General features: G+C 59.2%; 26 protein-coding genes and 2 tRNA genes. 12 read left to right on the top strand and 16 right to left on the bottom strand.

All coding sequences use genetic code 11. From position 1 onward, the window contains the following. Window positions 1-115 precede the first annotated feature (115 nt). The 3 genes from AC2FNR_RS07095 (at window position 116) to AC2FNR_RS07085 (ending at window position 3,297) form a co-directional block, all read left to right on the top strand. Window positions 116-307: a hypothetical protein gene (locus AC2FNR_RS07095; RefSeq protein WP_170352707.1), complete on the top strand. Its 192-nt coding sequence runs from the start codon at window positions 116-118 to the stop codon at window positions 305-307. Then, on the top strand, window positions 304-1,797 hold the full coding sequence (locus AC2FNR_RS07090; protein ID WP_170750508.1) for a GMC oxidoreductase: 1,494 nt from the start codon (window positions 304-306) through the stop codon (window positions 1,795-1,797). The genes AC2FNR_RS07095 and AC2FNR_RS07090 overlap by 4 nt, the downstream gene beginning before the upstream one ends. Window positions 1,798-1,959: 162 nt before the next feature. After that, window positions 1,960-3,297 (top strand): MATE family efflux transporter, encoded by a 1,338-nt coding sequence (locus AC2FNR_RS07085; RefSeq protein ID WP_496848517.1) that lies wholly within the window; start codon window positions 1,960-1,962, stop codon window positions 3,295-3,297. Window positions 3,298-3,305: 8 nt separating this feature from the next. On the opposite strand, the gene AC2FNR_RS07080 is transcribed toward AC2FNR_RS07085, so the two are convergent. The 8 genes from AC2FNR_RS07080 to AC2FNR_RS07045 form a co-directional block, all read right to left on the bottom strand. Further along, on the bottom strand, window positions 3,306-4,403 hold the full coding sequence (locus AC2FNR_RS07080; RefSeq protein WP_496848516.1) for a M56 family metallopeptidase: 1,098 nt from the start codon (window positions 4,401-4,403) through the stop codon (window positions 3,306-3,308). Beyond that, entirely contained in the window at window positions 4,390-4,785 is a 396-nt protein-coding gene (locus tag AC2FNR_RS07075; RefSeq protein ID WP_170352711.1) for a BlaI/MecI/CopY family transcriptional regulator, read from the bottom strand. Before AC2FNR_RS07075 ends, AC2FNR_RS07080 begins: the two co-directional genes overlap by 14 nt. A gap of 66 nt (window positions 4,786-4,851) precedes the next feature. Continuing rightward, entirely contained in the window at window positions 4,852-5,253 is a 402-nt protein-coding gene (locus AC2FNR_RS07070) for a DUF2160 domain-containing protein (protein ID WP_170352712.1), read from the bottom strand. A gap of 8 nt (window positions 5,254-5,261) precedes the next feature. Then, entirely contained in the window at window positions 5,262-6,059 is a 798-nt protein-coding gene (locus AC2FNR_RS07065; protein WP_496848515.1) for a carbohydrate ABC transporter permease, read from the bottom strand. Next, complete coding sequence (locus tag AC2FNR_RS07060) at window positions 6,056-6,919, bottom strand: carbohydrate ABC transporter permease (RefSeq protein ID WP_170724206.1); 864 nt, start codon at window positions 6,917-6,919, stop codon at window positions 6,056-6,058. Before AC2FNR_RS07060 ends, AC2FNR_RS07065 begins: the two co-directional genes overlap by 4 nt. Beyond that, window positions 6,919-7,992: an ABC transporter ATP-binding protein gene (locus tag AC2FNR_RS07055; protein ID WP_496848514.1), complete on the bottom strand. Its 1,074-nt coding sequence runs from the start codon at window positions 7,990-7,992 to the stop codon at window positions 6,919-6,921. The genes AC2FNR_RS07060 and AC2FNR_RS07055 overlap by 1 nt, the downstream gene beginning before the upstream one ends. Before the next feature lies 1 nt (window position 7,993). Beyond that, window positions 7,994-9,043 (bottom strand): ABC transporter ATP-binding protein, encoded by a 1,050-nt coding sequence (locus tag AC2FNR_RS07050; protein ID WP_480867210.1) that lies wholly within the window; start codon window positions 9,041-9,043, stop codon window positions 7,994-7,996. Between the two features lie 81 nt (window positions 9,044-9,124). Continuing rightward, window positions 9,125-10,864: an ABC transporter substrate-binding protein gene (locus tag AC2FNR_RS07045; RefSeq protein WP_496848513.1), complete on the bottom strand. Its 1,740-nt coding sequence runs from the start codon at window positions 10,862-10,864 to the stop codon at window positions 9,125-9,127. 309 nt (window positions 10,865-11,173) lie between these two features. On the opposite strand from AC2FNR_RS07045, the gene AC2FNR_RS07040 reads away from it, so the two are divergent. From AC2FNR_RS07040 to AC2FNR_RS07010, 7 genes are read left to right on the top strand one after another with little or no spacing between them, the layout of a single operon-like run. Further along, window positions 11,174-12,535: a V-type ATP synthase subunit B gene (locus tag AC2FNR_RS07040; RefSeq protein ID WP_170527375.1), complete on the top strand. Its 1,362-nt coding sequence runs from the start codon at window positions 11,174-11,176 to the stop codon at window positions 12,533-12,535. After that, window positions 12,513-13,118 carry a V-type ATP synthase subunit D gene (locus AC2FNR_RS07035; protein WP_496848512.1) on the top strand — a complete coding sequence of 202 codons (606 nt, stop codon included), beginning with the start codon at window positions 12,513-12,515 and terminating at the stop codon, window positions 13,116-13,118. Before AC2FNR_RS07040 ends, AC2FNR_RS07035 begins: the two co-directional genes overlap by 23 nt. Continuing rightward, window positions 13,115-14,911 (top strand): V-type ATP synthase subunit I, encoded by a 1,797-nt coding sequence (locus AC2FNR_RS07030; RefSeq protein ID WP_496848511.1) that lies wholly within the window; start codon window positions 13,115-13,117, stop codon window positions 14,909-14,911. Before AC2FNR_RS07035 ends, AC2FNR_RS07030 begins: the two co-directional genes overlap by 4 nt. Beyond that, window positions 14,908-15,351 carry an ATP synthase subunit C gene (locus tag AC2FNR_RS07025; RefSeq protein ID WP_170352721.1) on the top strand — a complete coding sequence of 148 codons (444 nt, stop codon included), beginning with the start codon at window positions 14,908-14,910 and terminating at the stop codon, window positions 15,349-15,351. The genes AC2FNR_RS07030 and AC2FNR_RS07025 overlap by 4 nt, the downstream gene beginning before the upstream one ends. Further along, window positions 15,351-16,028, top strand: coding sequence for a hypothetical protein (locus AC2FNR_RS07020; protein ID WP_496848510.1), 678 nt, complete (start codon window positions 15,351-15,353; stop codon window positions 16,026-16,028). Before AC2FNR_RS07025 ends, AC2FNR_RS07020 begins: the two co-directional genes overlap by 1 nt. Window position 16,029: 1 nt before the next feature. Then, window positions 16,030-16,722: a hypothetical protein gene (locus tag AC2FNR_RS07015; protein WP_480867220.1), complete on the top strand. Its 693-nt coding sequence runs from the start codon at window positions 16,030-16,032 to the stop codon at window positions 16,720-16,722. After that, window positions 16,719-18,560, top strand: a complete 1,842-nt coding sequence (locus AC2FNR_RS07010; protein ID WP_496848509.1) for a V-type ATP synthase subunit A — start codon at window positions 16,719-16,721, stop codon at window positions 18,558-18,560. Before AC2FNR_RS07015 ends, AC2FNR_RS07010 begins: the two co-directional genes overlap by 4 nt. A 5-nt stretch (window positions 18,561-18,565) precedes the next feature. On the opposite strand, the gene AC2FNR_RS07005 is transcribed toward AC2FNR_RS07010, so the two are convergent. The 6 genes from AC2FNR_RS07005 to AC2FNR_RS06980 form a co-directional block, all read right to left on the bottom strand. Further along, window positions 18,566-18,640 (bottom strand) — tRNA-Glu (locus AC2FNR_RS07005). 22 nt (window positions 18,641-18,662) lie between these two features. Beyond that, window positions 18,663-18,737, bottom strand: a tRNA-Glu gene (locus AC2FNR_RS07000). A 98-nt stretch (window positions 18,738-18,835) separates the two neighbouring features. Beyond that, a complete protein-coding gene (gene recJ / locus AC2FNR_RS06995; RefSeq protein ID WP_496848508.1) occupies window positions 18,836-20,578 on the bottom strand; it encodes a single-stranded-DNA-specific exonuclease RecJ in 1,743 nt (580 codons plus the stop codon). Window positions 20,579-20,671: 93 nt separating this feature from the next. Continuing rightward, on the bottom strand, window positions 20,672-21,652 hold the full coding sequence (gene glpX, locus AC2FNR_RS06990) for a class II fructose-bisphosphatase (RefSeq protein ID WP_170352726.1): 981 nt from the start codon (window positions 21,650-21,652) through the stop codon (window positions 20,672-20,674). Window positions 21,653-21,721: 69 nt separating this feature from the next. After that, the gene (locus AC2FNR_RS06985; RefSeq protein ID WP_496848507.1) at window positions 21,722-23,008 is read right to left on the bottom strand and encodes a homoserine dehydrogenase; all 1,287 of its coding nucleotides are present in this window, start codon (window positions 23,006-23,008) and stop codon (window positions 21,722-21,724) included. Between the two features lie 124 nt (window positions 23,009-23,132). After that, entirely contained in the window at window positions 23,133-23,381 is a 249-nt protein-coding gene (locus AC2FNR_RS06980; protein ID WP_496848506.1) for a hypothetical protein, read from the bottom strand. A gap of 99 nt (window positions 23,382-23,480) precedes the next feature. Here AC2FNR_RS06980 and AC2FNR_RS06975 point away from each other — a divergent pair, with 99 nt between their 5' ends. Beyond that, on the top strand, window positions 23,481-24,068 hold the full coding sequence (locus AC2FNR_RS06975) for a TetR/AcrR family transcriptional regulator (RefSeq protein WP_496848505.1): 588 nt from the start codon (window positions 23,481-23,483) through the stop codon (window positions 24,066-24,068). Here AC2FNR_RS06975 and AC2FNR_RS06970 read toward each other — a convergent pair whose 3' ends face one another. After that, a complete protein-coding gene (locus AC2FNR_RS06970) occupies window positions 24,069-24,980 on the bottom strand; it encodes a pirin family protein (protein WP_170750534.1) in 912 nt (303 codons plus the stop codon). A gap of 158 nt (window positions 24,981-25,138) precedes the next feature. Between AC2FNR_RS06970 and AC2FNR_RS06965 the strand changes: the two genes are divergently transcribed. Then, window positions 25,139-25,639: a hypothetical protein gene (locus AC2FNR_RS06965; protein WP_496848504.1), complete on the top strand. Its 501-nt coding sequence runs from the start codon at window positions 25,139-25,141 to the stop codon at window positions 25,637-25,639. On the opposite strand, the gene AC2FNR_RS06960 is transcribed toward AC2FNR_RS06965, so the two are convergent. Further along, window positions 25,587-26,186, bottom strand: a complete 600-nt coding sequence (locus AC2FNR_RS06960; RefSeq protein ID WP_170352731.1) for a TadE/TadG family type IV pilus assembly protein — start codon at window positions 26,184-26,186, stop codon at window positions 25,587-25,589. The two genes, AC2FNR_RS06965 and AC2FNR_RS06960, sit on opposite strands and share 53 nt — an antisense overlap. Between the last annotated feature and the right edge of the window lie 2 nt (window positions 26,187-26,188).

Below are 26,188 nucleotides of genomic sequence, written 5' to 3'. Positions count from 1 at the left end.
TTTGAAATTCTGGTGTGTTCCGCCTAGCATTGATGACATGTGGCCCTCGGGTGTTTGCTTTACCCGTGTCAGGTCTTCGTAGTGTGAATGAGTTTTCTAGTTTGCGGTGACTGAAATGAATCTATTTTCCAGCCGTCGGCGGGTCCTTGCGATGCTTCTTTCTGCGGTTGCGGTGGTGCCAGTCGCGCGGATCGGCTTGATGAAACTTAAAGACAATCCCCTTCCACAGGTGCCAGAGCCGCGACTGACTCTGGTCGACGGATGGCTGCTGGATGAAAGTGACCCCGGCGCAGGAGAAGCGTCGTGATCCTTGATGCGCGTTCCGAAATTCCAAACCTCGACGGGACGTATGATTGCTGTGTCATAGGTTCGGGGCCGGCGGGTTTGTCGCTGGCATTAAAAATGGCCGAGGCGGGCAAACGGGTGCTTGTACTAGAGGCCGGTGACAGGGACATCGAGTCAGAGTCGCAAGACCTTTACGAAGGTCAGGATCTGGGCGTTGAGTACGGATCTCTTTCTGCCACGCGCATGCGGGCCTTGGGTGGGTCGACGTCTGCATGGTATGGCCGTTGCCCTATGCTTGATCCCTTTGACTTTTTGCCTCGTGAAGATGTGCCACTGAGTGGTTGGCCTATCGGCTTTGATGACCTGCAGCCTTATCAGGCGGGCGCAGAACGTATGTTGGGCACGGGTAAATTCGGCCCTCGACTTCGCAAACCAGCAGACGAAACCGGACAAATCGACATCGTCGAGCAAAGGTTCAGTTCGGATCGCGAGTTTTATGACGTGCGTGATGACGAAGCAGCCCGCTTTGGAACCAAATACTTGTCGGATCTGGAGACTTCGGAGAACATTGATCTGGTCCTGAATGCCAACGTCGTGGGCTTCACAGTTGATGGCGACAGCGGCAACGTCACTCAAGCACATGTTCGAAACTATGCTGAAGGTGAAGGAAAAGTTCAGGCAGACACCTTCGTGCTGGCGATGGGTGGCGTTGAAAACAGCCGTATGTTGCTGCATTTGAATGCGCAGGAAAACAACCGGTTTGGCAATCAGAATGACATGGTCGGTCGCTGTTTCATGGAGCACCCGATTGTCGTGTTTGGTGCCTACTTTATCACCAAGCGCCTATACTCTCATTCAGCGTCATGGGAGTTCGAACGCCTTCTGCGTCGCTCGGTTCCGGAACTGATGTTAAGTCCCAGCCAAGAGACAATGATGGCAAATGGCTGGTTGAATTCCAGCGTCAGGCTGGAGCGTCTGAAACAGCGTCCGATTGCCAAAGCGCTGGTAGGGGATTCTGAATTCATCAAGGGGCTGACCTACGATCAGGACTATTTCTTTACGGGTGATTGTTTCGTGACGGGCGAACAACAGCCCAATATGGACAGCCGTATCGTTTTGACCGAACAACGTGATCGCTTTGGGCTGAATGTTGTTGGGCTTGATCTGCAATTCACTGACAAAGACATCGAAACTATGCGCGGTTCGGCAGGTGAGGCGGCTAAGTTCCTGATCCGCAATGGACTGGGGCGGATGCGGATGGTGCCTGAGCTTTGGGACTTAGCGCCAGTTGAAGAGATCGGGCTGGGCTATTCAAACCATCACATGGGCGGGGCGCGGATGTCTGCGACGGCTGAAACCGGAGTAGTGGACTCTGATTGCAAAGTGCATGGAGCCACTAATCTCTACGTCGCGGGTTCTGGTGTATTTCCGACATGTGGACAGGCGAACCCCACTTTCACCATTGTGCAATTATCGCTGCGTCTGGCCGACCATTTGATCGCACGGAGTTAACGGGCACTGTTTTCAGCGGTGCAACGGCCATTTTCGGGTTGCTCAGATCGGTTGTGCGTTGTCTCTGTATGACAACAAATGGGGGCGGGAAATCCAATGGCAAATCAAGCGTCCGGTCGGGCGGTCTTTTTGACAGGCAGCCTCATGCGGCATGTGACACGCATGTCCTTGACCACAAGTATTGGCTTGATGGCCATTTTCGCGGTCGATTTTGTGGATATGGTTTTCATCGCGATGCTCGGGAATGATGCTTTGGCTGCGGCGGTGGGATATGCGGGAACGCTGTTGTTCTTCACCAATTCCGTAAACGTGGGCCTGTCCATCGCGGCCGGGGCGCTTGTCGCTCGCGAACTTGGTGGCGGGCGGGGCGATCGTGCCCGCCATTACGCCACCAGCGTCGCCATGCTGGGGGTCGTGTTCGGGATTCTGGTATCCGGAATTGTCCTGTTCAATCTCAGCTTTTTCCTCTCACTGCTGGGGGCAGAGGGCGAGGTCCTACGGCTGGCTGCACGCTATGTTTCGATAATTCTGCCAACGATGTGGGTCATGGCTTTGGCAATGGCGGGTATGGCTGTTCTGCGTGCCCATGGAGATGCGCGTCGTTCCATGATGGCGACGATTTATGGCGGAGTAGCAAATGCCGTGCTGGATCCGATTCTGATCTTTGCTGTCGGGTTGGGACTGGACGGTGCGGCTATTGCGTCGGTGATCGCCCGTCTCTGTATGTTGGTTTTTGCGCTTGGGCCGGCGATCAGGGTACACCGCGCTTTTGCGCGGCCTTCGATGCGGCAAGTCGCCCAGGATTTCCAGGCGGTGCGTGGTATCGCCGTTCCTGCGGTGCTGACCAATATCGCAACACCGGTGGGCAACGCCATTGTCATACGCGAAGTCGCTCAATTCGGAACAGATGCCGTGGCGGGCATGGCAATCATCGCGCGGCTGATGCCGGTTGCGTTTTCAGTCGTGTTTGCGTTGTCGGGGGCCATTGGTCCAATCGTCGGTCAGAATTTTGGGGCCGGGCAGTACGATCGCGTCAAGGAAACTTTTCTGGCAGGGGTGAAATTTACCGGCGTCTACGTCCTGTTGATGGCCGCAGTTTTGTTCGTGCTGCGCGCGCCCATCGCCGATCTGTTTCAAGCGCAAGAAGAGACGCGGTCTTTGATCTACTTGTTTTGTGGGCCGTTGGCGCTGGCGTCGTTTTTCAACGGCGTGATCTTTGTCTCCAATGCCAGCTTTAACAATCTGGGGCACCCCATTTATTCCACTTGGGTGAATTGGGGACGGCATACACTGGGGACGTGGCCGTTTGCAGTCGCGGGCGCATATGTTGCCGGAGCACCGGGAGTGTTGTTGGGCCAAGCCTTTGGTGGGGTCATATTCGCTTTGGTCTGTTGGGTGCTTGTGCGCCGCGTTGTGTCCGGCCTGAAAGCGCCACAGCGGGTTGATCCTTTTGCAGGGCAGAACCGCCTGCAGGCCCTGTTTGGCCGCCGGGGGTGGTAGCCCCCGGATCAGTTGCCAGCGTTGCGGGCCTCAAGACGCTCCAGATTGACGACCGTGGACAGCATAAGCCGGTCGTGGCTCCAGTCTTCGGTCTGCTGGACAGAAGCAGCGCCCAAGCCCAGAACGGCAGCGAATGTCAGCGTTAGGACAAGGAAAACGACCGGTGCCGTCGATTGCACCGACGGGGCCTCGGTCAAGGCCAATACACGTTGGCGCAGGACTCGCTTGGCTTTTCCACCGGTCACAAGCGCGACGTTCAGAACACGCGGGCTGCCGCGGCTGATCGTTTTGGCGCAGTAGTCCAGCAGGCAGTTCGTATAGTCGCGCGCGTCGATACCCCTGCGGGAGACCACCGACTGGTCACAAGCCAGTTCGCGCAAGCGGTCGAATTGATATTTCAGCGCAATATAGGCTGGATTCCAGAACAGCAGGGGGCGAAGCAGTTCAAAACCCAATTCCCATTCCACATCGCCGGCGCGCACGTGCTGCAGCTCATGCGCAAGGGCAAATCGCAGCTCGCGCGGGGTGTCCAGCAGGTGGCTGGGCAAAACGACATGACGGCGGAACAGGCCGCGAACCGCAAAGGGCACGGTAATCCGGTCCGACAGACGAATGTCTACTTTGGCCGAGCGACGCCAAAGAAAGCTGTTTTGAATAGTTTGGCGGATTGCTATCCCATCGCGGACGGCCCGCAATAGATAGACAACCGCCATAACCGCCAAAAGGGACAGAGCAGCAGACGCCAAGGGATGGGTGCCCGAGAGCAATATTTCGACCCAGCGTTCACGCGTGTTCAGAAGCGCTTCGAACTGGGTTGCAGGCATTGCGATTTCTCCGCGCAAGTAGGCCGCTACGGCGATGTCGCCTATTGCGACTGTCCCGTTAGACGACGTTTGCGCCGCAAGCGCGCCTATACCCACAGCCAACACTGGGCTGATCAAAACGCACAGGCACAACGCTTTGAGCGCCCTCAACTGCGCAACAAATCCATATTGCATCGGAGTTTTGGTCAGAGCCACCCGGGCGGCCATCCAAATCAGGGCAGCAAGACCCAGCACGATGTTTAACTCCAGATATACGTCGAGAACCGGTTTAACCGCTGTCATTTTGCAGTCTCCTCTCTACCAGTGCCCGAATATCCTCCAGATCGGCTTCGCTCAGGCCCGCATCGTCAACCAGACGCGCCACCAGCGAGGCAGGCGTGTCATCGAACAATGTACGCGAAAGGTTCTGCAACGACCGTGCCTGATACTTGTCCTTCTCCAGCAGCGGCGTATAGATCAGCGTCTTGCCGTCCTTGCGGCTTTCGACAAAGCCTTTCTCGTCGAGAATCCGCAGGATGGTTGCGCCAGAGGTATAGGCCAGATTGCGTTCTGGTGGCAGACGATCAAGCACGTCGCGGACCGAGCCCTGACCAAGTGCCCAGAGCTCATTCATGAACTCCAGCTCTACCTCGGTCAGAAGGTTTGTTGTCTTTTTCTTTCGCATCGGTCTTTCGTGTCGCATTTTTTAGTATGCCTGACAGACAAGCATCCTTTCGCTGTTTCGCAAAGCTCAAACTTTCCAGAAGACGAAAATACCCCAGCCGATGGACAGGAATAGCGGTGTCCAGACGGGTTGCCCAACGATCCCAAGCCAGGCGAGGAAGATATAGGCCGATCCCAGCAGGGTGATGAACAGCCGGTCGCCTAGGGTGGTCGTCAGGCCCAGCACGCCGCGCCGTTCGATCCCGTCGCGGAACTTGAACCCTTCGAGCACGCCAATCAGGGCGATGGCCGAAAATATGCCGACGAACAGCGCCAGCGTTGCGGGCGTCCAGGCCATCCAGAAATCGGGCCACAAGGGATCGGTCCAGGAAAACCCTTTTTCCTCTTGCTGGCCGACACTGCCCCAGCCCGCCTGTTGGGCCGCCGCCATCGACGGCAGGAAGGGGAGGGTGAGAAGTAGTTTACGCATATCGAACCTCACACACGGCCCATCGCGAACCCACGCGCGATGTAGTTGCGGACAAACCAGATGACGATGGCACCGGGTATGATGGTGAGCGTACCGGCCGCAGCCAGAAGGCCCAATTCGTACCCTGCGCTGGAGGCGGTACGGGTCATCACGGCGGCGATGGGTTTCGCCTCGACCGCTGTGAGCGTTTTAGCCAGCAGCATTTCCACCCACGAGAACATGAAGCAGAAGAACGCCGCGACACCCACGCCCGCTTTGATGTTGGGCAGGAAGATCGTCACGAAGAAGCGCGGGAAGGAATAGCCGTCGACATAGGCCGTCTCGTCCAGTTCCTTTGGGATGCCGCGCATGAAGCCTTCCAGAATCCACACCGCCAGCGGGACGTTGAACAGCGTATGCGCCAGCGCCACGGCCAGATGGGTGTCAAACAGCCCGATCGACGAATAAAGCTGGAAAAACGGCAGAGCGAACACCGCCGCCGGGGCCATCCGGTTGGTCAGCAGCCAAAAGAAAAGCTGCTTGTCGCCGAGAAACCGATAACGCGAGAACGCATAGGCCGCAGGCAGGGCCACACAGACCGACAGCACCGTGTTCAGCGTCACATAGAAGATCGAGTTGATATAGCCCCAATACCACGTCGGATCGGTGAAGATGGTAATGTAATTCTCCAGCGTAAAAGTCTGGGGAAAAAGGGAAAAGCCCGACAGGATCTCGTTCGTGGTCTTGAAGGACATCGCGACCAGCCAATAGATCGGCAGCATCAGGAACGCGACATAGAGAATCGGGATGATGGAGCGCTTTTTCATTCTGCGTCATCCTTTGTCATCAGAGTGTAGAAGACCCACGACACAAGCAGCGTGATGGCGAAATAGATCAGGCTCATTGCCGCCGCAGGGCCAAGGTCGAACTGTCCCAGCGCGATCTTCACAAGGTCGATCGACAGCAAGGTGGTTGAGTTGCCGGGGCCACCGCCGGTCAGAACGAAGGGCTCGGTATAGATGTTGAAACTGTCCATGAACCGCAGCAGAACGGCGATGGTCAGGACGGTTTTCATCTTCGGCAGCTGGATGTAGCGGAACACCGACCACGGGCTGGCTCCGTCGATCTTGGCCGCTTGATAATAGGCATCTGGGATCGACACGAGGCCGGCATAGCACAGCAGGACGACCAGCGAGGTCCAGTGCCAGACATCCATGACAATGACCGTGATCCAGGCCGACAGGGGCTGTTGCGTCATGTCATAGTTGATGCCCAGAACGTCATTCAGGAAGTACCCCATCAGACCGATTTTCGGCAGGGTGAAGATGTTCCACATCGAGCCCACCACGTTCCATGGGATCAGCATAGGCAGGGCCATCAGCACCAGACAGACTGGCACCCAGAACCCTTTGCGGGGCATCGAAAGGGCCACGATAATGCCCAGAGGCACCTCGATCAGCAGGATCAGGAAGGTAAAGAGGAACTGCCGACCGAGGGCCGCTTGGAACCGATCTGAGCGCAGGATTTGTTCGAACCAGCCCAGTCCTTCCCAGAAGAACTGGTTGTTGCCAAAGGTTTCCTGCACCGAGTAGTTGACCACCGTCATCATCGGCACCAGCGCGTTGAACGCGACCAGCGCCAGCACCGGCAGGACAAAGAACCACGCTTTTTGGTTTTCCGTTCTCATCAGCTGCGCTCCTCGGTTGCGATCCAGCCGTCACGGTAGACGCGGGATTGTTCAGGTTTGAATTGTAGGAAGACCTGTGATCCGGGCTCGGGCACACTGTGTTCGGTCACGGCTTTCAGGGCGGTATTTCCGACCATGGCGCTGACCACGTAATGGCGACCAATATCCGAGACCTTGGTCACATGCGCCGGGATGCCAGTATCTCCAAAGCCCACATATTCCGGGCGGATGCCAAGATCGGTGCGACCTCCGTCGCCGTGGGTGGGGCCTTCCAGCATCACCTCATGACCCTCGAACACTGCGCGGTCGCCTTTGGCTTCGCAGGGCAGGACATTCATGCCGGGTGAGCCGATGAAGTGGCCCACAAATGTGTGCTGAGGCCGCTCGAACAATTCGACTGGCGTACCGATCTGCACCACTTCACCTTCTTGCATGACAACGACTTCGTCGGCGAAGGTCAGGGCCTCGGTCTGGTCGTGGGTCACGTAGATCATCGTGGCTTTGACCCGCTGGTGCAGCTCTTTCAGCTTGGACCGCAGTTTCCATTTCAGATGGGGGTCGATCACGGTCAGGGGTTCATCAAACATCACCGCGTTCACGTCGTCGCGCACCAGCCCGCGCCCCATTGATATTTTCTGCTTGTTGTCCGGGCTGAGGCCGCTGGCGCGGGTGCTCAGCATATCCGTGACGTCCAACATCTCGGCGATCTCATCGACGCGGCGTTTGATCGTTGCCGGGTCAACCCCCCGGTTTTTCAGCGGAAAAGCCAGGTTTTCGCCCACAGTCATCGTGTCGTAGATCACCGGGAACTGGAACACCTGCGCAATGTTGCGCTGATCGGGGGGCAAGGCGGTCACGTCCCGATCATCGAACAGGATTTGTCCTTCGGACGGGGTCAGAAGGCCCGAGATGATGTTCAGCAAGGTGGACTTGCCGCAGCCCGACGGCCCCAGCAGCGCATAGGCTCCGCCATCGCGCCATGTGACGTCGATTTCCTTCAGCGCATAATCTTCGGGGCCTTTCGGCGAGGGCATATAGCTGTGTCGCAGGTTCGAAAGTTTGATCTGTGCCATGTCAGGCCACCCTTTTGCCGTCTTGGCCGAAATACCGGCAATGGGCCGGGTTCATGTAGAAACTGTGATCTTCGCCAACTTGGTAGGGATGCACCCCCGCCGCCAGCGAAACCCAATCATCCGATCCATGGCGGAAATGCGCGCTGGAATCTGATCCCGACAGCTCGGTCACAATGACCCGGCCCGTCAGTTCAACATCCGCATCCGATGTGCGGAACGGCGTCACCCGGTGCGGGCGCACGGCGACCATGTAGTCTCCATCGGCCATGTCCGAGACGGCCCAGCCTCCGCCACCTGCCAGTTGCGCTTGAGCGCCGGACACGGTGATGTGGGCCACGTTGATCGGCGGGTCCGAGAACACACGCGCGGCGGCGATGTTTTCAGGATTGCGATAGATATCTGCTGTGGGGCCGAACTGCGTCACGCGGCCATCCTCCATCAGGGCGGTGTAGCCACCCAGCAGCAGCGCCTCTTCTGGTTCCGAGGTCGCATAAACCACCACGGCCCCGCGCCCCGCGAACAAATCGGGCAGTTGCTCGCGCAGTTCTTCGCGCAGTTTGTAGTCGAGGTTTGCCAGCGGCTCGTCCAGAAACACCGCGCGGCTTTCCTTGGCAATCGCGCGGGCGAGAGCTGTACGCTGTTGCTGACCACCCGACAGCTCATGCGGGCGGCGGTGCAGCATGGGGCGCAACTGCAGCAGGTCGGCGGCCTCTTCCACGCGGCCTTCGATCTCAGATTGCGCCATGCCCGCCACGCGCAGGGGCGAGGCGATATTGTCAAAAACAGTCATATGCGGGTAGTTCACAAAGAACTGGTGCACCAGGCTGATCTGTCGCTTTTGCGTGTTCAGCCGGGTCACGTCCTGCCCATCCATCAGCACTTTGCCCGAGGCCATCGGATCCAGCCCGGCCATCATCTTGATCAGAGAGGTCTTGCCCGATCCCGTAGCGCCCAGCAGCACATTGAAATGGCCTGTCTGCAGCTTCAGGTTGGTAGGCTTGATATGAATAACGTTGCCAACCCGCTTGGTGGCGTCTTGAAGTTCGATCATGTCCGTGGGTTCCGGTCCTTCAGTGCGGCGCACTGGTCGTGGGGTGGGGATGCCGCGCACGGCACCCCCGGTTGCATTGGCTTAGTTGGCCTGCCAGCGCGCAACCAGCTCGTCATAGTTGACGGTCTGGCCCTGCGGCTTTTCGTTGTCCAACTTGGCCTTGGGCGAACCGGCTTTTTCCAGCCAGAAGGCAGGATCCTGGGGATCGTTCAGGCGGGGGCCACAGCCGCCATAGACGTTGGCTGCCTCATCCGCGGCCTGCATCCGGGCCATGGTGATGTCCATTTCCTCGGCCAGGCGATCCATCGCCTCTTGCGGGGTGAAGGCGCCCGAGTTCACGTCACCTATCTGCTGCCACCAGATCTGGGCCAGCTTCGGATAGTCCGGAACATTGATGCCGGTCGGCGACCATGCCACACGATCGGGCGAGCGGTAGAACTCGACCAGACCACCCAGCTTGGGTGCGCGTTCGGTGAAGGACTCGTGGTTGACCGAGCTGTCGCGGATGAAGGTCAGACCCACGTGGGACTTCTTCACATCGACAGTCTTGGACGTCACGAACTGGGCATAAAGCCACGCGGCCTGGGCACGATCTGAGGGGGTCGATTTGAGGAACGTCCACGAGCCCACGTCTTGGTAACCAACCTTCTGACCTTCTTCCCAGTAGGGGCCATGCGGGCTGGGCGCCATCCGCCACAGCGGAGTGCCTTCGTCATCCACGGTGTTGTTGCCTTCGGACTTCGGCTTGACCATGTCCGCAGTAAAGGCGGTGTACCAGAAGATCTGCTGGGCCACGTTGCCTTGGCTGAGCGCCGGCAGCGACTGGTAGAAGTCATAAGACGCCGAACCCGGGGGCGCATAGTTCCGCAGCCACTCATCCCATTTGCGGATCGCATAGACCGCAGCCGGACCGTTTGCAGCACCACCGCGCGACACAGACGCGCCAACGGGGTTACAGGTGCCCGCTTCCATGCGGATGCCCCATTCGTCGACAGGAACACCGTTCGGCTCGCCCACGTCACCGGCACCGGCCATCGACAGCCAAGCGTCGGTCATACGCCAGCCCAGGTCCGGCGCGCGCTTGCCGTAATCCATGTGGCCATAGATTGCGACACCGTCGATTTCTTTCACGTCATTGGTGAAGAACTCGGCGATGTCCTCATAGGCTGACCAGTTGACAGGAACACCAAGGTCATAGCCATACTTCTCTTTAAATGCGGCCTTGTTGGCCTCATCATCGAACCAGTCCTTGCGGAACCAATAGAGGTTCGCGAACTGCTGGTCGGGCAACTGATACAGGTTTCCGTCCGGGCCAGTGGTGAACTGAATGCCCATGAAGTCATCCAGATCCAGCGTCGGCGATGTGGTCGCCGCCCAGTCACCTGCCATCTGTTCGGTCAGGTTATAGGCCAGTTGAAGGCGCGAGTGCGTACCGATCAGGTCACTGTCGTTGACATAGCCGTCATACAGGTTCCGGCCCGTCTGCATCTGGGTCTGAACAGCTTGAACCACTTCGCCTTCGCCCAGGATCTGGTGGTTGACCTTGATGCCGGTGATTTCCTCGAATGCCTTGGTCAGAACCTCGGATTCATACGAATGCGTGGGGATGCCTTCGGACAGAACGTTGATTTCCATCCCGGCATAGGGTTGTGCAGCTTCGATGAACCACTTCATCTCGCCCATCTGTTCGTCTTTCGACAGGGTCGATGGCTGGAATTCGTCGTCGATCCAACGTGTTGCTGCGGCTTCGTCGGCCCAAGCAGAGCCGTGGCCCGCAATGACGGCCGCCGCCGCCACTGCGCAAAGTAGATGTCTCCGCATCTGTCTCCTCCCAAAGATTATGTGATCCGGTGCGGACCGGATAGCGCTCAGCATCAGCGATTTTTTGCATATGTGTCAAACTAAATTTTTAGTAAATGAGATTGGTCACCTTACAGCCTTAAAAACATGCGCTTTTTGATGATGAGGGCCTTTGACGGACGGATTCGCGCGTCTTGTCGGGTAACTCATTCGTTGATCGGCATCTATCCTTGCCAAGTTGTTGATTCTTAGTAAGCTGCTTCCACGTACAAGCCCCGAAGCGGTGCGCGCCCGGGCGACAAATTTTATTTTTATGACTGAGGATGTTTCATGTCCCAAAGTCTTTTGAAGTACACACGCGTTCTGGAAATTGTCGGCGACACGATCAAGGTTCGGGTGCCGCTGGACGGGTCGGCTGACGCCGCTGTGCGGTTCAACGATCTGGCGGTGATCGAAACCATCGACGGACACAAAACGCTGGCGCAGGCGATTTTCATCGACCGGGATGTGGTGACGCTGCAGGTGTTCTCGGGCACCAAGGGTATCTCGACCGAGGCGACAGCCACTTTTCTGGGTCATCCGATGCAGACGCCGTACTCGGCGAATATTCTGGGCCGTGTTTTTGACGGGGCAGGGGTGGCAATCGACGGTGGGCCGGACCTTTCGTCCGAGCCGCGGATCGAGATTGGCGGGCCGACGGTGAATCCCTCGGAACGTGCAGTGCCCAACAAGATGATCCGCACCGATGTCCCGATGATCGACGTGTTCAACACGTTGGTGGAAAGCCAGAAAATCCCGATCTTTTCGGTCTCGGGCGAGCCGTTCAATGCCTTTCTCAGCCGGATCGGCATTCAGGCGGATGCTGATATCGTTGTCTTTGGTGGGCTAGGGCTGATCTTTGACGACTATCACACGTTCCGGACGTCGTTCGAGGATGCGGGCGTGTTCTCGCGCACGGTGATGTTCGTCAATCAAGCGATGGACCCGCTGGTGGAACGGCTACTGGTGCCGGATATGGCGCTGGCGGTGGCCGAGAAATTCGCGGTCGAGGAAGGCAAGCGGGTGCTGGTTCTGCTGACCGACATGACCGCCTATGCCGATGCGATGAAAGAGGTGGGCATCAGCCAGGAACGCGTGCCTTCGCAGCGGGGATATATGGGTGATCTCTATTCCCAGCTGGCGCGGCGGTATGAGAAGGCGTGCGATTACGCCAAGGGCGGTTCGGTCACGGTGCTGACCGTGACGACAATGCCGGGCAATGATGTGACCCACCCGGTGCCGGACAACACGGGCTATATCACCGAGGGGCAGTTTTACCTGCATTCGGGGGTGATTGACCCGTTCGGCAGTCTCTCGCGCCTCAAGCAGAACGTGATCGGAAAAACCACGCGTGAAGATCACGGGCAGATCATGAACACGATGATCCGGTTTTACTCCGAAAGCCGCGATGCAGCGCAGAAACAGGCGATGGCCTTTGATCTGTCGGATTACGATCATCAGTTGCTGAAATTCGGCGCGCTGTTCCGGGCGCGGTTCATGGATATCAACGTTTCGATCCCGCTTGAGGACGCGCTGGATCTGGGGTGGCAGACGCTGGCCGAGTGTTTCCAACCCGAGCAGTTGCTGATGAAGCAGGCCTTGGTCGACAAGTATTTCCCAAAGGATACCGATGGCGCGGTTGCAGCTGAATAAATCGTCGCTGGCCCGCCAGCAGACCCAGCTGAAAAGCTATGAGCGGTTCCTGCCGTCGCTGGACCTCAAACGCCAGCAATTGATGGCGGAACGTGCCAAAGCCCGCGAAGATGTCCAACGCCTTCAGCAAGAGGTGCATGATCTGGCGCAGCAGGTCGGGGAAAAGCTGCCGATGCTTGCGCAGCAGGGGGTTGATCTGGACGGGCTGGTCGAGTTGAAGGACTACCAGTTGAAAGAGGTCAACGTGGTCGGCGTCAAGATGCCCGATCTGGACCGGATCGAGGTTGCGGTGCGGCCCTATTCGTTGCTGGCGAAACCCCATTGGGTCGATGCCGCCGCCAGCCTGTTGCACGACATGATCGAGGCACGGCTGCGTGTGAAGGTCGCCGAGGAACGGGTGCGCATCTTCGATAAGGCCGTGGCCACGATTACGCAGCGGGTGAACCTGTTCGAAAAGGTTCTGATCCCGCGCGCTAAGGCCAATATCAAGAAGATCCGCATCTATCTGAGCGATGAACAGATGCAATCGGTTGTGCGTTCGAAAATCTCCAAGCGCAAACATGCGCAGGAGGCGCTGACATGAGCGTTGCACGGCTGAAGAAACTGTCCCTCGTCGGACCTGCCGCGCAAAAGGGCGACACGCTGGAGGCGCTGCAAGAGCTGGGTTGTATGCATGTACTGCCGCTGGCGCCTCCGCCCGCCGAGCCTGAAAAGATCAGCGAACGAGGCGCGCATGACGCCTATAAGGCGCTGCGCTTTTTGACCGACGTGGCCGACCCGCGCCGCCAGATACAGCGCGATCCGGCCTTCGACATGGACCAGTTCGTGCGCGACGTGCTTGACCTGATGCAGCGCACCCGAGAGGCAACAGATCGGCGGGATTTTCTGGCGCACCGGATCGCGCAGGTGCGACCATGGGGTGATCTGGATTTTCCACCCAATGATGTGCTGGCGGGCAATCGGCTGTGGTTCTACCAACTGCCGGTGAAACACCGCGAGGCGTTGTCCGAGGTCAAACTGCCCTGGGCCATTCTGGAACAGGATCACCGCTATATCTATGCCGTGCTGATCGCGCCCGAGGATCCGGGTGATGATATTCTGCCGGTGCCGCGCACTCATACCGGGTCGCTGCCGATCCATGAGCTTGAGGCGCAGCTGGAAGAGGCCGAGATTGCGATCGAGGCGCTGGAGGCCGAACGCATCGCCCAAACCCGGTACCTGACGCTGATGCGCCGCAACCTGTCGGCGGCGGAAAGCGCGGCGGAACTGGCCCACGCCACGCAGAAGGTCCGCGACGAGGGCACGATGTTCGCCCTGCAGGGCTGGGTGCCCGAAGATCGTGTGGATGCGGTGCTGGAGATGGCGCAGGCCAAAGACGCCGCTGTTCTGATCGAGGAACCGGGGCCGGATGATGCCCCTCCGACGTTACTGGAGCAGCCCGAAAACCGCAGCGCGGCTGTCGATCTGGCGCTGTTTTACCAGATACCGGGCTACAAGGATTGGGATCCAAGCATCATTGTTGCGGCCTCATTTGCGATCTTCTTTGCAATGATCGTGGCGGATGCGGGTTATGGCGCGGTGATCCTGCTGGGTCTGCTGGCCTTTTGGAAAAAGATGGACAAGACCCCGGCGCAGCGGTCGTGGCGGCTCTATGGTGTGATCATCGCGGGTGCGACGGTGATTTATGGGGTCATGGTCGGCAGCTATTTTGGTGCGTCCCCTGCGGAGGGGTCGATCTGGGCGCGGCTCAAGATATTGGATCTGAACAACTTCAACGCGATGATGATGATCTCGATCGTGGTGGGGGTGTTCCATCTGGTGCTGGCCAACGCACTGGCCGCGCGCGCGGCGTGGGGACGGCGCAGGGCGATTGCCAATCTGGGCTGGATCGGGGTGCTGATCGGCGGGTTTGTTCTGTGGTTGGCCTACATGAACGACGGCGCGACCCTGCCCGGAACCGTCCTGATGGTTGCCGGTTTTCTGACCATTCTGCTGTTCACCAGCGAGCGACAGATCACCACACCCACCGACTGGCTGTGGCGTCTGATCGAAGGGCTGCAGGGGCTGGCGGGTGCGATGGGAGCCTTTGGCGATGTGCTCAGCTATATGCGCCTGTTCGCGCTTGGTCTGGCCTCGGCCTCGCTGGCGATCACGTTCAACGATCTGGCGGTTTCGGTGATGCAGGCGCTGAAAGGGCCGGGCATCCTGTTCGGCCTGCTGATCCTGATCGCCGGGCATCTCCTCAATTTCGCCCTCGCGATGATGAGTGGCGTCGTCCACGGGTTACGTCTGAATTACATCGAATTCTTTAAATGGGGTCTGCCGGATGAAGGCATCGTCTTTCGCCCGTTCGCCCGCAAGGAGGTTCAGGAATGAATGAGCTTGTATTGACATTGGGTTGGCTGGGAATCTACGCGCCCATGGCTTTGGGTGCGGCGTCCAGCGCCATTGGTTGTGCCATTGCGGGGCAGGCCAGTATCGGCGCGATGACCGAGACCGAGGGCGGCTATGGCCGGTTCATCGGCGTTTCGGCTTTTCCGTCGACCATGGTGATTTATGGCATTGTGATCATGTTTACGCTGAACCGCGATGTGACACCGGAAAACGCGGGCGGGCTGTTCGGCATCGGTATCCTGTCGGGGATTGCGCTGATGTATTGCGGCATCTGGCAGGGCCGGGCCTGTGCGGCGGCGATCAATGCCACCAAGGAGAAACCGGAAATCTTCGGCCTGTCGCTGGCTCCGGCGGCGATCATCGAAGGCTTTGGCGTCTTCGCCTTTGTCTTTGCGTTGGTCATTAGCGCGGGGATCAGCTGATGGCACAGGACGGGATGATCTCGCACGGGGTCGATGCGCTGATCGACAAGCTGCGCAGCGATGGTGTGGCGGCGGGGCAGGCGGATGCGGAAAAGCTGCGCAACGATGCCAAGGCCGAGGCGGCCAAGATACTCGCCGATGCCAAGCGCGAAGCGGATGAGTATCAGAAAAAGGCCCGTACCGAATCCGACAATTACCGCGCCGCCGGGGAAGAGGCGCTGAACACCGCCATGCGTGATGCGGTGTTGACCATGAAGGCGGGTCTGACCGATCGGTTCCGCGAAGATGTCGAACGCCTTGTCACCAAGGAAATGGCCGACCCCGAGATGCTGAAACAGATGATCCTCGAAGTCGTCGGGCGCGCGGCGGAGGGGGCCAAGCTGGACGGTAAGGTGCAGGTGATCCTGCCTGCTAAAGTGGCCACGCAAGAGGATATCAAACAAAACGCTGACGATATCCAGTCGGGCAAGCTGACGAAATATGTGCTGGGCCTGACCGCCGACATGCTGCGCGAACAGGTGGAATTGCACGCTGCAGACAGCACGCAGGACGGTATCCGGGTGCGCGCCGAGGATCAGGGCGTGGTGCTGGACCTGACTGACAAGGCCGTGGCCTCGTTGTTGATGGAGCATCTGCAGCCCCGGTTCCGTGCCGTGCTGGAAGGGGTGATCCGCTAACATGTCGGACCCCGACGCCTATATCGCGCTAATCAGCAGCCTTCCCGGCTCAGAGCGGTTGTTTATCGCCAAACAGCCCCCAATCTCGCGCTTACGGCTAAACCGGCGGCTGCGCGCGTTGACGCCTGAGGATGCGCAGGTGCTGCGGGTGTTGGAGCACGCCCTGAACTGGGGCGATTACGATATGGACGTGACAGACGTGCAGGCCATCGAGCGGTGCAAGGCCGCGCTGGGCGATATCCCGCAGCCGACGCTGCAGAAGCTGTTTCTGGAGCGGATGGATTTGCGCACCGCCGTAGCCGCATTGCGCCTTCGCAAACAGGGTGGCAGCTCGCCCGCCGGAACCTTCGGCATGGGCCGCTGGGCCCGCCACATCCCGGCAAACTGGAGTGATCCGACCTTTAAGCTTGAGAGCTCGATGCCGTGGCTCAAGGAAGCGCAGCAACTGCTGGAGGCCGAGGACCCGCTGGGTCTGGAGAGGCTTCTGCTTTCGGTTAGCCATAAGCAGCTGAAACGCCACGCCGCCCGCCATCTGTTCGATTTCGAGGCCGTAGCGATTTACGTTCTGATCTGGAATATTTTCGACCGCTGGGCGCAAAGCAATGCGCAGGATGCGGCAACGCGATTTGAAAAACTGGCACAACAGGCAATGGCCGACGTCGCCGATATCGACTTTGAGGGAGCCTACGCATGACCGCCCCAACCCCCGTCACCCAAACCGCCACTGCCCGCGTCGTCTCGGTGCAAGAGGGGCTGGTGCAAATTCAGGCCAACGCAGATGCCTCGGGCGCGCCGGGGCAATTGGTCAAGAACGAGGTGGTCTTCATCCTGCCCACGCGCCCCGGCCCCGGTGGCCGTCAGGAGCGTTTGAAAGCCGAAGTGCTGCGCGTGCGGAGCGACACGGCGGATGTGCAGGTCTATGAAAGCACCGATGGCGTGGCTGTCGGTGACCCGGTGGAACAATCGGGCCAGTTGTTGTCGGTTGAACTGGGGCCGGGTCTGCTGGGTCAGGTGTTTGACGGGCTGCAATCGCCGCTGCCGAAACTGGCGGCGGATTTTGGCACTTTCCTGCCACGCGGCGCAGATGTGGCCCCGCTGGATACGCTGGCGAAATGGTCGTTTACGCCCTCGGTCAAGGTGGGCGACACGGTGACGGCGGGCGACAGTATCGGCACTGTGCCCGAGGGGCGGTTCGAGCATAAGATCATGCTGCCGTTCAACTGGGTGGGCGACTATAAGGTCGTCTGGGTCCAGAAAGGCGCGGCCACGATCCACGACATCGTGGCCCGGCTTGAGGATGAGCAGGGCGGCGAACACACGCTGACCCTGTCGCAGAAATGGCCTGTCCGGCGGGCGCTACCGGAAGGCATCCTGAAACGCGCCTTGTCGGAACGTCTGTACCCGACCGAACCGGTTCTGACCTCGCAACGCCTGATCGACACGTTCTTTCCCATCGCGCGCGGAGGGACGGCCTGTATTCCCGGCCCGTTCGGTGCAGGTAAGACGGTCTTGCAGAACCTGATCGCGCGGAACTCAAAGGTCGATATCGTGATCGTCGTGGCCTGCGGCGAGCGCGCGGGCGAGGTGGTGGAAACCATCGCGGAATTCCCCAAGATGACCGACCCGACCTCGGGCGGCAGCCTGATGGACCGGACGATCATCATCTGCAACACTTCGTCCATGCCGGTTGCTGCGCGCGAGGCATCGATCTTCACCGGCATCACGTTGGGCGAATATTATCGCCAGATGGGCTATGACGTGCTGCTGATTGCCGATAGCACCAGCCGCTGGGCGCAGGCCATGCGCGAGACCTCGGGCAAGCTTGAGGAAATTCCGGGTGAGGAGGGCTTCCCCGCCTACCTGGAAAGCTCGATCAAGGGGCTGTACGAGCGCGCGGGTGCGATGAAGACCAATGACGGCGCGTTGGGCAGCCTGACGCTGATTGGCACTGTGTCCCCCGCCGGCGGCAATTTTGACGAGCCAGTCACGCAGTCGACCTTGTCCACGGTCAAGTGTTTCCTCGGCCTGTCATCCGAGCGTGCCTACAAGCGATTCTACCCGGCGGTGGACCCTATGCTCAGCTGGTCGCGCTATCTGGATCAGCTATCGGACTGGTATGACAAGAACGCCGAAGCCGGTTGGACCGGCAAGGTCCGCGATCTGCTGGCGCTTATCGAAAAGGGCGAACAGGTCGACCAGATGATGCAGGTGACGGGCGAAGAGGGCGTCACGATCGAAGACTTCGTCACCCAGCAAAAGGGGCTGTTCGTGGATATGGTCTATCTGCAGCAGGACGCATTCGATCAGGTGGACGCGACCGTCCCGCTGGAGCGACAGAAGATGACCTTCAAGCTTGTCTATGGCGTGACCCAGTCCACCGCAGAATTCAAAGATAAGGCCGAGGTGCGGCAGGTTTTCACGCAGCTGACAGGGTTGATGAAAAACTTCCACTATGCAGCGGAAAACACGCCAGAATTCAAATCCACGTGGGGGCAGATCGAAGACCTGTGCCGCGAGAAATTCGGAGTGTAAGGAAATGGTAGCCCGTAGGGGAATCGAACCCCTCTTTCCAGGTTGAAAACCTGGCGTCCTAACCGATAGACGAACGGGCCATTTAGGCAAAACAAGCACAAGTGGTAGCCCGTAGGGGAATCGAACCCCTCTTTCCAGGTTGAAAACCTGGCGTCCTAACCGATAGACGAACGGGCCACGCTGGCTTGTGGAGGGCCTTTTACGGTTTACCTACCACCCCCGCAAGCCGAAAAATGCAGGGAGGGACAAGTTTTTTGCTGGGGCCGGGGACGGGCTCAATTTGCATCGGCGGCATCTTCCAGCCGAAGCTGCACGGATTGCCGTCCGCCCCATGTATTGACCTCGAGCCGACCGGCGAAATGGAACCGCGCGCCGCCGTGATTGGACAGCTTTTCGCCCATTGGTCCATCGAACGCACCGAAGGCTATGGCGTCCAGACCGCCGCCCACGCCATCGGACAAGGACAGTTTCAAATGAGATTCGCCCACGCGTTTGGCAAAACGCACCTGTAGATCGGGCAGGGCATAGCGTGGGGCAGGGGCGCTGGCCCCGAACGGTCCTGCTTTTTCGATCTGTTCGATCAGGTCCACTGTGGCCGCACCCGGCATCAATGTGCCGTCGAGTTTCAGATCCGCCGGGCCGCCTTCGCCCGCGCCTTGTTTGGCCAGCAGTTCCGAAAGCCGGGTCATGGCCGGTTCCAGCTGATCGCGCATCACTGTCAGCCCGGCGGCCATCTTGTGCCCGCCACCTTTGATCAGCAGCCCCTCAGCCGCCAGCCGTTGAATCGAGGCCCCCAGATCAACACCGCTCACAGACCGGCCCGAGCCTTTACCCTCATCTCCATCAAAACCGATGACGATGGCGGGGCGGTTCGCAGCCTCCTTCAGGCGCGAGGCAACGATGCCCACGACGCCGGGATGCCAGCCCTCACCGGCGGCCCAGACCAAAGGCGCGTCCAGCCCGCGCTCCTCGGCCTGTTCGATCGCGGCCGCGCGCACGGCGTTTTCGATATCGCGGCGCTCGGTGTTCAACTCATCCAGCCGTTGCGACAGGGCCTCGGCCTCGTGCATGGAATCGGTGCTGAGCAATCGCGCACCTAGATCGGCCTGACCGATCCGCCCCCCGGCATTCACGCGGGGGCCCAGCAGGAACCCTAGATGATAACTGTTCGGCGCCGAATCCATCCGCGCCACGTCCGACAGGGCCACCAGACCGGGCCGCTGCCGCTGGGCCATCACCTTCAACCCCTGACGCACCAGTGCGCGGTTCGCCCCGATCAGAGGAGCGACATCTGCCACGGTCGCCAGCGCCACCAAATCCAGCAGCGAGATCAAGTCCGGTCCCTTAACCCCGGCCTCACGCAGTTGCCGCCCGGCCTCGACCAGCATCAAGAACACCACGCCAGCCGCACACAGATAGCCCAGATCGCCGCTTTCATCCTGCCGGTTCGGGTTCACCACGGCCACGCATTCGGGCAGGGTCTCACCCCCCAAATGGTGATCCAAAACGATCACATCCGCATCCTTGGCTGCCGCGATCGGTTCATGGCTCAGCGTGCCGCAATCGACACAGATAATCAGATCGTGCTGCGCCGCCAACTCCTGCATTGCGGGCACATTGGGGCCATAGCCCTCATCAATTCGGTCGGGCACGTACAGCGTCGCCTGCAACCCCATCTGACGCAACCAGACCAACAGCAACGCAGCTGAGCTTCCGCCGTCCACATCATAGTCCGCAAAAACAGCAATTCTCTGTTTGGCGCGCACCGCCGTCAGAAACCGGGTTGCTGCAACCTCCATATCCTTCATGTCTCGCGGATCGGGCAGCAGCTCCTTAAGCTTGGGGTCCAGGAAACCGGGGGCCTCCATCGCGGGAACGCCACGGCGCGCCAGTACCTGACAGACCGCGCGCGGCAGGCCTGCCTGTTGCACCAGCATCTCGGTCGCTCGTTCCACATCCGCCGAGGGGCCGACCCACCGCCGCCCGGACAAAGACTGTTCAACCCCAAGAAAGCTCATGACCCGCCCCTGATATGCCAAGGCCGGATACCTTTCGGACCCGGCCCTTCTTCTCGTTCAAAATACGACCGCCGGAGGCCGCGGCGCAAGCCGCTAGTTGTCGTGAGACCACAGCGGGGTGCGGTAGGACATGCGCCGAACCGATCCGGTCTTAGACCGCATCAGCAGGGTGGTGGTTTCCAGCCAACCCGGCTCGCGCTTGATGCGCGGCAACAGCGACCCACCGGTCACGCCGGTTGCGGCGAAGATCACGTCGGCTGTCACCATCTCATCGCGTTCGTAGATACGGTCCAGATCGGTGATGCCCGCCTTGGCCGCGCGGCCGCGTTCGTCATCGTTGCGGAACAGCAGGCGGCCAAAGATCTGACCACCCATACATTTCAACGCGGCCGCCGCCAGCACACCTTCAGGTGCGCCGCCTTGGCCCATATACATGTCGATGCCGGTCTCTTCACTTTCGGCGCAATGCATCACACCGGCCACATCCCCATCGGTAATCAGGCGGATCGAGGCGCCGGTCTCGCGTACTTCGGCGATCATCGCCTCGTGCCGGGGGCGTTCCAGAATGCAAACTGTAATGTCGGCAGGCGCGCAGCCCTTGGCCTTGGCCAGAGCCTCGACCCGTTCGCGCGGGCTCATGTCCAGATTGACGACGCCTTCGGGATAGCCCGGACCAACGGCCAGCTTGTCCATGTAAACGTCGGGCGCATGCAGCATCGAGCCGCGCGGACCCATGGCGATCACGGTCAGGGCGTTGGGCATGTCCTTGGCGGTCAGGGTGGTGCCTTCCAGCGGGTCCAGCGCAATGTCCACGCCGGGGCCATTACCGGTACCGACCTCTTCGCCGATATAAAGCATCGGCGCTTCGTCCCGCTCGCCTTCACCGATGACCACGACGCCTGCGATATCCAACAGGTTCAACTGTTCGCGCATAGCATTGACCGCCGCCTGATCGGCCGCCTTCTCGTCACCGCGTCCAACCAGCGAGGCAGAGGCCAGAGCAGCCTGTTCCGCAACCCGCGCCAGGCCCAGCGACAGCAGTCGGTCGTTGAAATCAATCTTGGCAGCACTCATTTTCACTATCCTCAGGTCAGTATAGGCGTTTTCTTGGGCATAGCCTGCGGCCTAGGCAGGCCGCAAGGGTCAAACCTCTTCTATGCGCAGCGCGACCGGTTCGCCCGAGACCACATCGGTGTCGCGGAACCCGTCCAATGCCACGTCTAAAGTGGCCCGTGTTGTTTTATGCGTGACGATCAGGACCGGGGCTGTGCTGTCCGAGTGGCCATATTGGCGCATTCGGTCGATCGACACACCGGCATCGCCCAGAATGGCAGCCACTTTCGCCAGCGCGCCGGGTTTATCGAACAGCGCAAGACGCAGGTAATAAGGGGCAGGCAGGCCGGTGATCGCCGGTGCCGCATCCTGCAACGAGCTCGCGGGCCGGCCAAAGGTCGGGATTTGCAACCCGCGCGCCAGATCGCAGACATCGCCCATCACGGCACTGGCCGTGGGGCCTTCGCCCGCGCCGGGGCCGCGCAGAACGACTTGATCAACTGCGTCGCCCTCGATCACCACCATGTTGGTGCCGCCTTCCAGTTGCCCCAGCGCCGAGCCGCTGGGCACAAGGCAGGGCTGCATCCGCTGCACCAGCCCACGCGCGGTTTTCTGTGCGACGCCCAGCAGTTTGATGCGATAGCCCATGTCGTTGGCCTGGTGGATGTCATCGAGGCTGATTTGCTGAATGCCCTCAATCTCGATTCCGTCGAAATTGGGTTTGGTGCCGAAGGCAATTGACGATAGCAGCGCCAGTTTATGCGCTGCATCGATGCCGCCCACATCCAGATTGGGATCAGCTTCGAGATACCCCAACTCAGCGCATTCTTCGAATAGGGCGTTATAGCCCAGCTCCTGCGATTGCATCCGGGTCAGAATATAGTTGCAGGTGCCGTTCATCACGCCCATGACGCGGGTGATTTCATTGCCCGCAAGACCTTCGGTCAGGGATTTGATCACCGGGATACCGCCTGCAACGGCGGCCTCGAACCGGATCACGCGGCCTGCGGCCTCGGCCGTTTCAGCCAGCTCTTGCCCGTGGATCGCCAGCAGGGCCTTGTTTGCGGTTACGACATCTTTGCCACTGGCCAGCGCCACCTCGACCGAGGCTTTGGCGGGACCGTTTTCACCGCCCATAAGCTCGACATAGACGTCGATATCGTCCCGTTGTGCCAAGGCTACAGGGTCGGTTTCCCAAGCATAGCCCGACAGGTTCACGCCGCGATCCTTGGACGCGTCGCGCGCTGACACGGCGATGATTTCGATTGGGCGACCAGTGCGCGCTTGCAGCAAATCCGCATGTTGCCGGACGATCTTGACGACACCCACGCCGACCGTTCCCAAGCCCGCAATTCCAAGCCGCAGCGCCTGTGTCATCCCGTGGGTTCCTTTCGCTCGAATTTATCGCCTTTTGGGCCTTGCCCATTCCCGGGTGCCTTACCGGGTTCGGCGCATGGGCGCAATGCGTTGCAGGCCGGCCTGAACCGGGAAATGCAGGCGGTCAGTTAATTTCTTCGCTTTGTAGCTTGTCTGCCTTTTTCTGCAGCGCTTCTCGTCGGGCAGACAGGTCTTCTTCGACCTCAGCGGCCTCGCTCACTGGGTCGATCGGGGGGCCAAGATTCTCTTTCAGAGGGATCAGTTTTGGATACCGTGTGGTTTTCAGGCTTTCAGGCTCGCTGCCTTCAAGTTCAGGAAAGTCGACGCAGCTGGCGCAAAGACTCAAAACAATCAGCAATGGCAGGGGTTTCATGCCGAACCCTTTCGATGGCGGTTCTGCCTGTGATGCACCTTTTGAATAGTGCATTCAAGCGGGGTTCTATCTGAACGGACGTTCAGATACATTTGCAATATGGCACGGACACAAGGTTCTCATTCCGATATCACTGGCCCCCGTATTCGCAAGGCGGCCCTATCGTTGTTCGCGCGCCACGGCTACGCGGCGGTTTCCATGCGCCAGATCGCTGCCGAGGTCGGGGTGCAGGCTGGCGCGCTTTACAACTACACGCCGGACAAGCAGAGCTTGCTGTATCGCCTGATGAACGATCACATGCAGGAGCTGCTTTCTACATACGCCAAATTGACACCTGCGGACTCGCCAGTCGAAGCCTTGCGGCAGTTCGTGGGCTTTCACATTCGATTTCACATGGAGCGCCCGGACGAAGTCTTTATCGCCTATATGGAACTGCGCAACCTAAGCCCCGAAAACTTCACGGAAATTGAAGCGGTGCGGCGCAAATATGAAGACTCGTTAGAGGCCATTTTGAAAGCCGGACAACAGCAAGGGCTGTTTACTGTTGCCGATACCAAAATTGCCACACTTGCGGTTATCGCCATGTTGAATGGCGTGATGACTTGGTATCGCGCGGGGGGGCGTTTGTCGCTGGACGCCGTCGAGCAAATCTACTGGGACATGGTTCAGAGATCGGTGACAGCTTGATCAATGCGTTGGGCGGATAAATGTGCCGTTCCGCAATTCTCGAAACGCCTGTTCCAGTTCAGCGCGGGTGTTCATCACAATAGGGCCGTGCCACGCGACGGGTTCATCAATCGGCGCGCCCGAGATCAACAGGAACCTGACGCCACCGGGACCGGCCTGAACCGTGACCTCATCGCCCGTTCCGAACCGAACCAGAGTTCGATCCCCCGACATGTCACGAATGTTGACCTCTTGCCCTGCAACCTCTTTCTCTAGCAGTACCCCCGTCGGTTGCGAGGCGTCTGCGAAGGCGGCCTGGCCTTGAAAAACATAGGCAAAGGCACGGCGATACGTGTCAATGCGGAATGTCTTTTTCACGCCGGCCGGGATCGAGATATCCAGATATTGCGGATCTGCAGCGATGCCGTCGACTGGGCCGGTCTTGCCCCAGAACTCGCCGACGATGACTCGGACAGTTGTGCCGTCGTCATCGGTTATTTCCGGAATGTCCCTGCCTTGAACATCCTGATATCGCGGTGCTGTCATCTTTTGACTGGACGGCAGGTTACCCCAAAGCTGGAACCCGTGCATTTGACCGGTCGCGTTTCCTTTTGGCATCTCTTGATGCAAGATGCCGGACCCGGCCGTCATCCATTGAACGTCTCCGGCACCCAACGTGCCAGTATTGCCTAGCGAATCTGCATGTTCGACCGTGCCGGACAGCACATAAGTTATCGTCTCGATGCCTCGATGAGGGTGCCAAGGGAACCCCGCCATATAGTCTTGCGGGCGTTCGTTTCGGAAATCGTCAAACAGCAGGAACGGGTCCAGCTCGGACGGATCCTGAAATCCGAATGCACGATGCAGCTTGACCCCTGCGCCTTCCATTGTCGGGACAGCATTCCTGGTTTCCAAAGTGGGTCTAAGGGACATGAGGGCCTCCTGCTTGCTTGGGCCATACTTAGCCGTTGGATGACATGCGTCAATTTGCGGAAAGGCACCGACTATGTGCAAAAAATTGCAGGTCGCGCCCCTCTGTCTTTCAGCGGGGAAAGGCGCTAAACCCTGACCACATCGAACGGGGAGAGAAGATGCAGGAAGAAGTACTGGCTCGGATCAAGGCTTCGACACCACGGCGGTGGCTGGGTGTCGGAATGTTGACGGTTGTAGGAGCGATGGTTCTGTATGTGGCCATGGCAACGCCGCCCGAGCCTGCGTGGTTTGTGTTTTTGCTGGTCGTTGGCGCTGCAGCATTCTGGCTGGCGCATCGAATGTGGTATGCCACGAGCGACAGCATCGAATTGACCGATACAGTGGTTCGAACCGGGGCAGGGCGTGTGATCGCCCGGGTTCAGGATATCGAAGCCGTAGATCGCGGAGTGTTTGCGTTCAAACCGTCAAACGGTTTCTTGATCCGCACGCGGACCAAGGATGCAAATGCCTGGGCCCCGGGGCTATGGTGGCGCCTCGGTTATCGGGTGGGCATCGGCGGCATGACAGCCGCCGCTGAGACCAAGTTTATGTCGGAAATGCTGTCGGTTAAGCTTGCGAACAGGACTGAGGACCAAGGTTCTGAGCAATCTCATTCGTAAATCGTGGGCGAGTAAACACGAAATTGCGGAAAGTGTGATCTTCGGAAACCCACGATCCGACCACCCAGTTCGACCCGAAAATAGGCTGATACCTATTGGAGGTCTCGACAATGATCAGCGTGTCCTGATCGGGCATCGGGGGCAGGTTATCCCGCATGTTACCGATGTTGTCGTTAGTCCAGGCCTCACAATAGCCGCGGATGGCTGACCATCTCACGTAGTGCCGATCATCTTCGGCATCGTAGACAATCAGCGAAATACGCAGTTGAATATCGTTTCGGCTGTTGACCATTCGATCCAAAAGCTCATGCATGGAGTCGACGTAGGTGTCGGTCACAGTCCCGGTTTCACGCGAGATGAGGTCGCCGACCGTGTAAGCAGCCTTTAGGTTAGCCGCGCTTTGCCGGAAACCATCGAAGAAGGCAAAGGCGCCCGTGATTGTCCAAACCAGCATTGGGAAAATCAGGATTGCTTCGACAGTTAGTATACCGCTTTCATCCCGTTTGACCGAGCGAAAGAGATTTCTGAGTCTATGGATAATAGTCATAG

Source organism: Ruegeria sp. SATB045, from assembly GCF_059613525.1.
The sequence above is the reverse complement of the archived record's forward strand: the minus strand, read 5'-3'. Positions and strand labels throughout refer to the sequence as shown.

Bases quoted from the DNA above. Each gene is read 5' to 3' on its own strand.
- AC2FNR_RS07095 (WP_170352707.1), top strand. From the start codon at position 116: ATGAATCTATTTTCCAGCCGTCGGCGGGTCCTTGCGATGCTTCTTTCT.
- AC2FNR_RS07085 (WP_496848517.1), top strand. From the start codon at position 1,960: ATGTCCTTGACCACAAGTATTGGCTTGATGGCCATTTTCGCGGTCGAT.
- AC2FNR_RS07080 (WP_496848516.1), bottom strand. From the start codon at position 4,403: ATGACAGCGGTTAAACCGGTTCTCGACGTATATCTGGAGTTAAACATC.
- AC2FNR_RS07075 (WP_170352711.1), bottom strand. From the start codon at position 4,785: ATGCGAAAGAAAAAGACAACAAACCTTCTGACCGAGGTAGAGCTGGAG.
- AC2FNR_RS07070 (WP_170352712.1), bottom strand. From the start codon at position 5,253: ATGCGTAAACTACTTCTCACCCTCCCCTTCCTGCCGTCGATGGCGGCG.
- AC2FNR_RS07065 (WP_496848515.1), bottom strand. From the start codon at position 6,059: ATGAAAAAGCGCTCCATCATCCCGATTCTCTATGTCGCGTTCCTGATG.
- AC2FNR_RS07060 (WP_170724206.1), bottom strand. From the start codon at position 6,919: ATGAGAACGGAAAACCAAAAAGCGTGGTTCTTTGTCCTGCCGGTGCTG.
- AC2FNR_RS07055 (WP_496848514.1), bottom strand. From the start codon at position 7,992: ATGGCACAGATCAAACTTTCGAACCTGCGACACAGCTATATGCCCTCG.
- AC2FNR_RS07050 (WP_480867210.1), bottom strand. From the start codon at position 9,043: ATGATCGAACTTCAAGACGCCACCAAGCGGGTTGGCAACGTTATTCAT.
- AC2FNR_RS07045 (WP_496848513.1), bottom strand. From the start codon at position 10,864: ATGCGGAGACATCTACTTTGCGCAGTGGCGGCGGCGGCCGTCATTGCG.
- AC2FNR_RS07040 (WP_170527375.1), top strand. From the start codon at position 11,174: ATGTCCCAAAGTCTTTTGAAGTACACACGCGTTCTGGAAATTGTCGGC.
- AC2FNR_RS07035 (WP_496848512.1), top strand. From the start codon at position 12,513: ATGGCGCGGTTGCAGCTGAATAAATCGTCGCTGGCCCGCCAGCAGACC.
- AC2FNR_RS07030 (WP_496848511.1), top strand. From the start codon at position 13,115: ATGAGCGTTGCACGGCTGAAGAAACTGTCCCTCGTCGGACCTGCCGCG.
- AC2FNR_RS07025 (WP_170352721.1), top strand. From the start codon at position 14,908: ATGAATGAGCTTGTATTGACATTGGGTTGGCTGGGAATCTACGCGCCC.
- AC2FNR_RS07020 (WP_496848510.1), top strand. From the start codon at position 15,351: ATGGCACAGGACGGGATGATCTCGCACGGGGTCGATGCGCTGATCGAC.
- AC2FNR_RS07015 (WP_480867220.1), top strand. From the start codon at position 16,030: ATGTCGGACCCCGACGCCTATATCGCGCTAATCAGCAGCCTTCCCGGC.
- AC2FNR_RS07010 (WP_496848509.1), top strand. From the start codon at position 16,719: ATGACCGCCCCAACCCCCGTCACCCAAACCGCCACTGCCCGCGTCGTC.
- recJ (WP_496848508.1), bottom strand. From the start codon at position 20,578: ATGAGCTTTCTTGGGGTTGAACAGTCTTTGTCCGGGCGGCGGTGGGTC.
- glpX (WP_170352726.1), bottom strand. From the start codon at position 21,652: ATGAGTGCTGCCAAGATTGATTTCAACGACCGACTGCTGTCGCTGGGC.
- AC2FNR_RS06985 (WP_496848507.1), bottom strand. From the start codon at position 23,008: ATGACACAGGCGCTGCGGCTTGGAATTGCGGGCTTGGGAACGGTCGGC.
- AC2FNR_RS06980 (WP_496848506.1), bottom strand. From the start codon at position 23,381: ATGAAACCCCTGCCATTGCTGATTGTTTTGAGTCTTTGCGCCAGCTGC.
- AC2FNR_RS06975 (WP_496848505.1), top strand. From the start codon at position 23,481: ATGGCACGGACACAAGGTTCTCATTCCGATATCACTGGCCCCCGTATT.
- AC2FNR_RS06970 (WP_170750534.1), bottom strand. From the start codon at position 24,980: ATGTCCCTTAGACCCACTTTGGAAACCAGGAATGCTGTCCCGACAATG.
- AC2FNR_RS06965 (WP_496848504.1), top strand. From the start codon at position 25,139: ATGCAGGAAGAAGTACTGGCTCGGATCAAGGCTTCGACACCACGGCGG.
- AC2FNR_RS06960 (WP_170352731.1), bottom strand. From the start codon at position 26,186: ATGACTATTATCCATAGACTCAGAAATCTCTTTCGCTCGGTCAAACGG.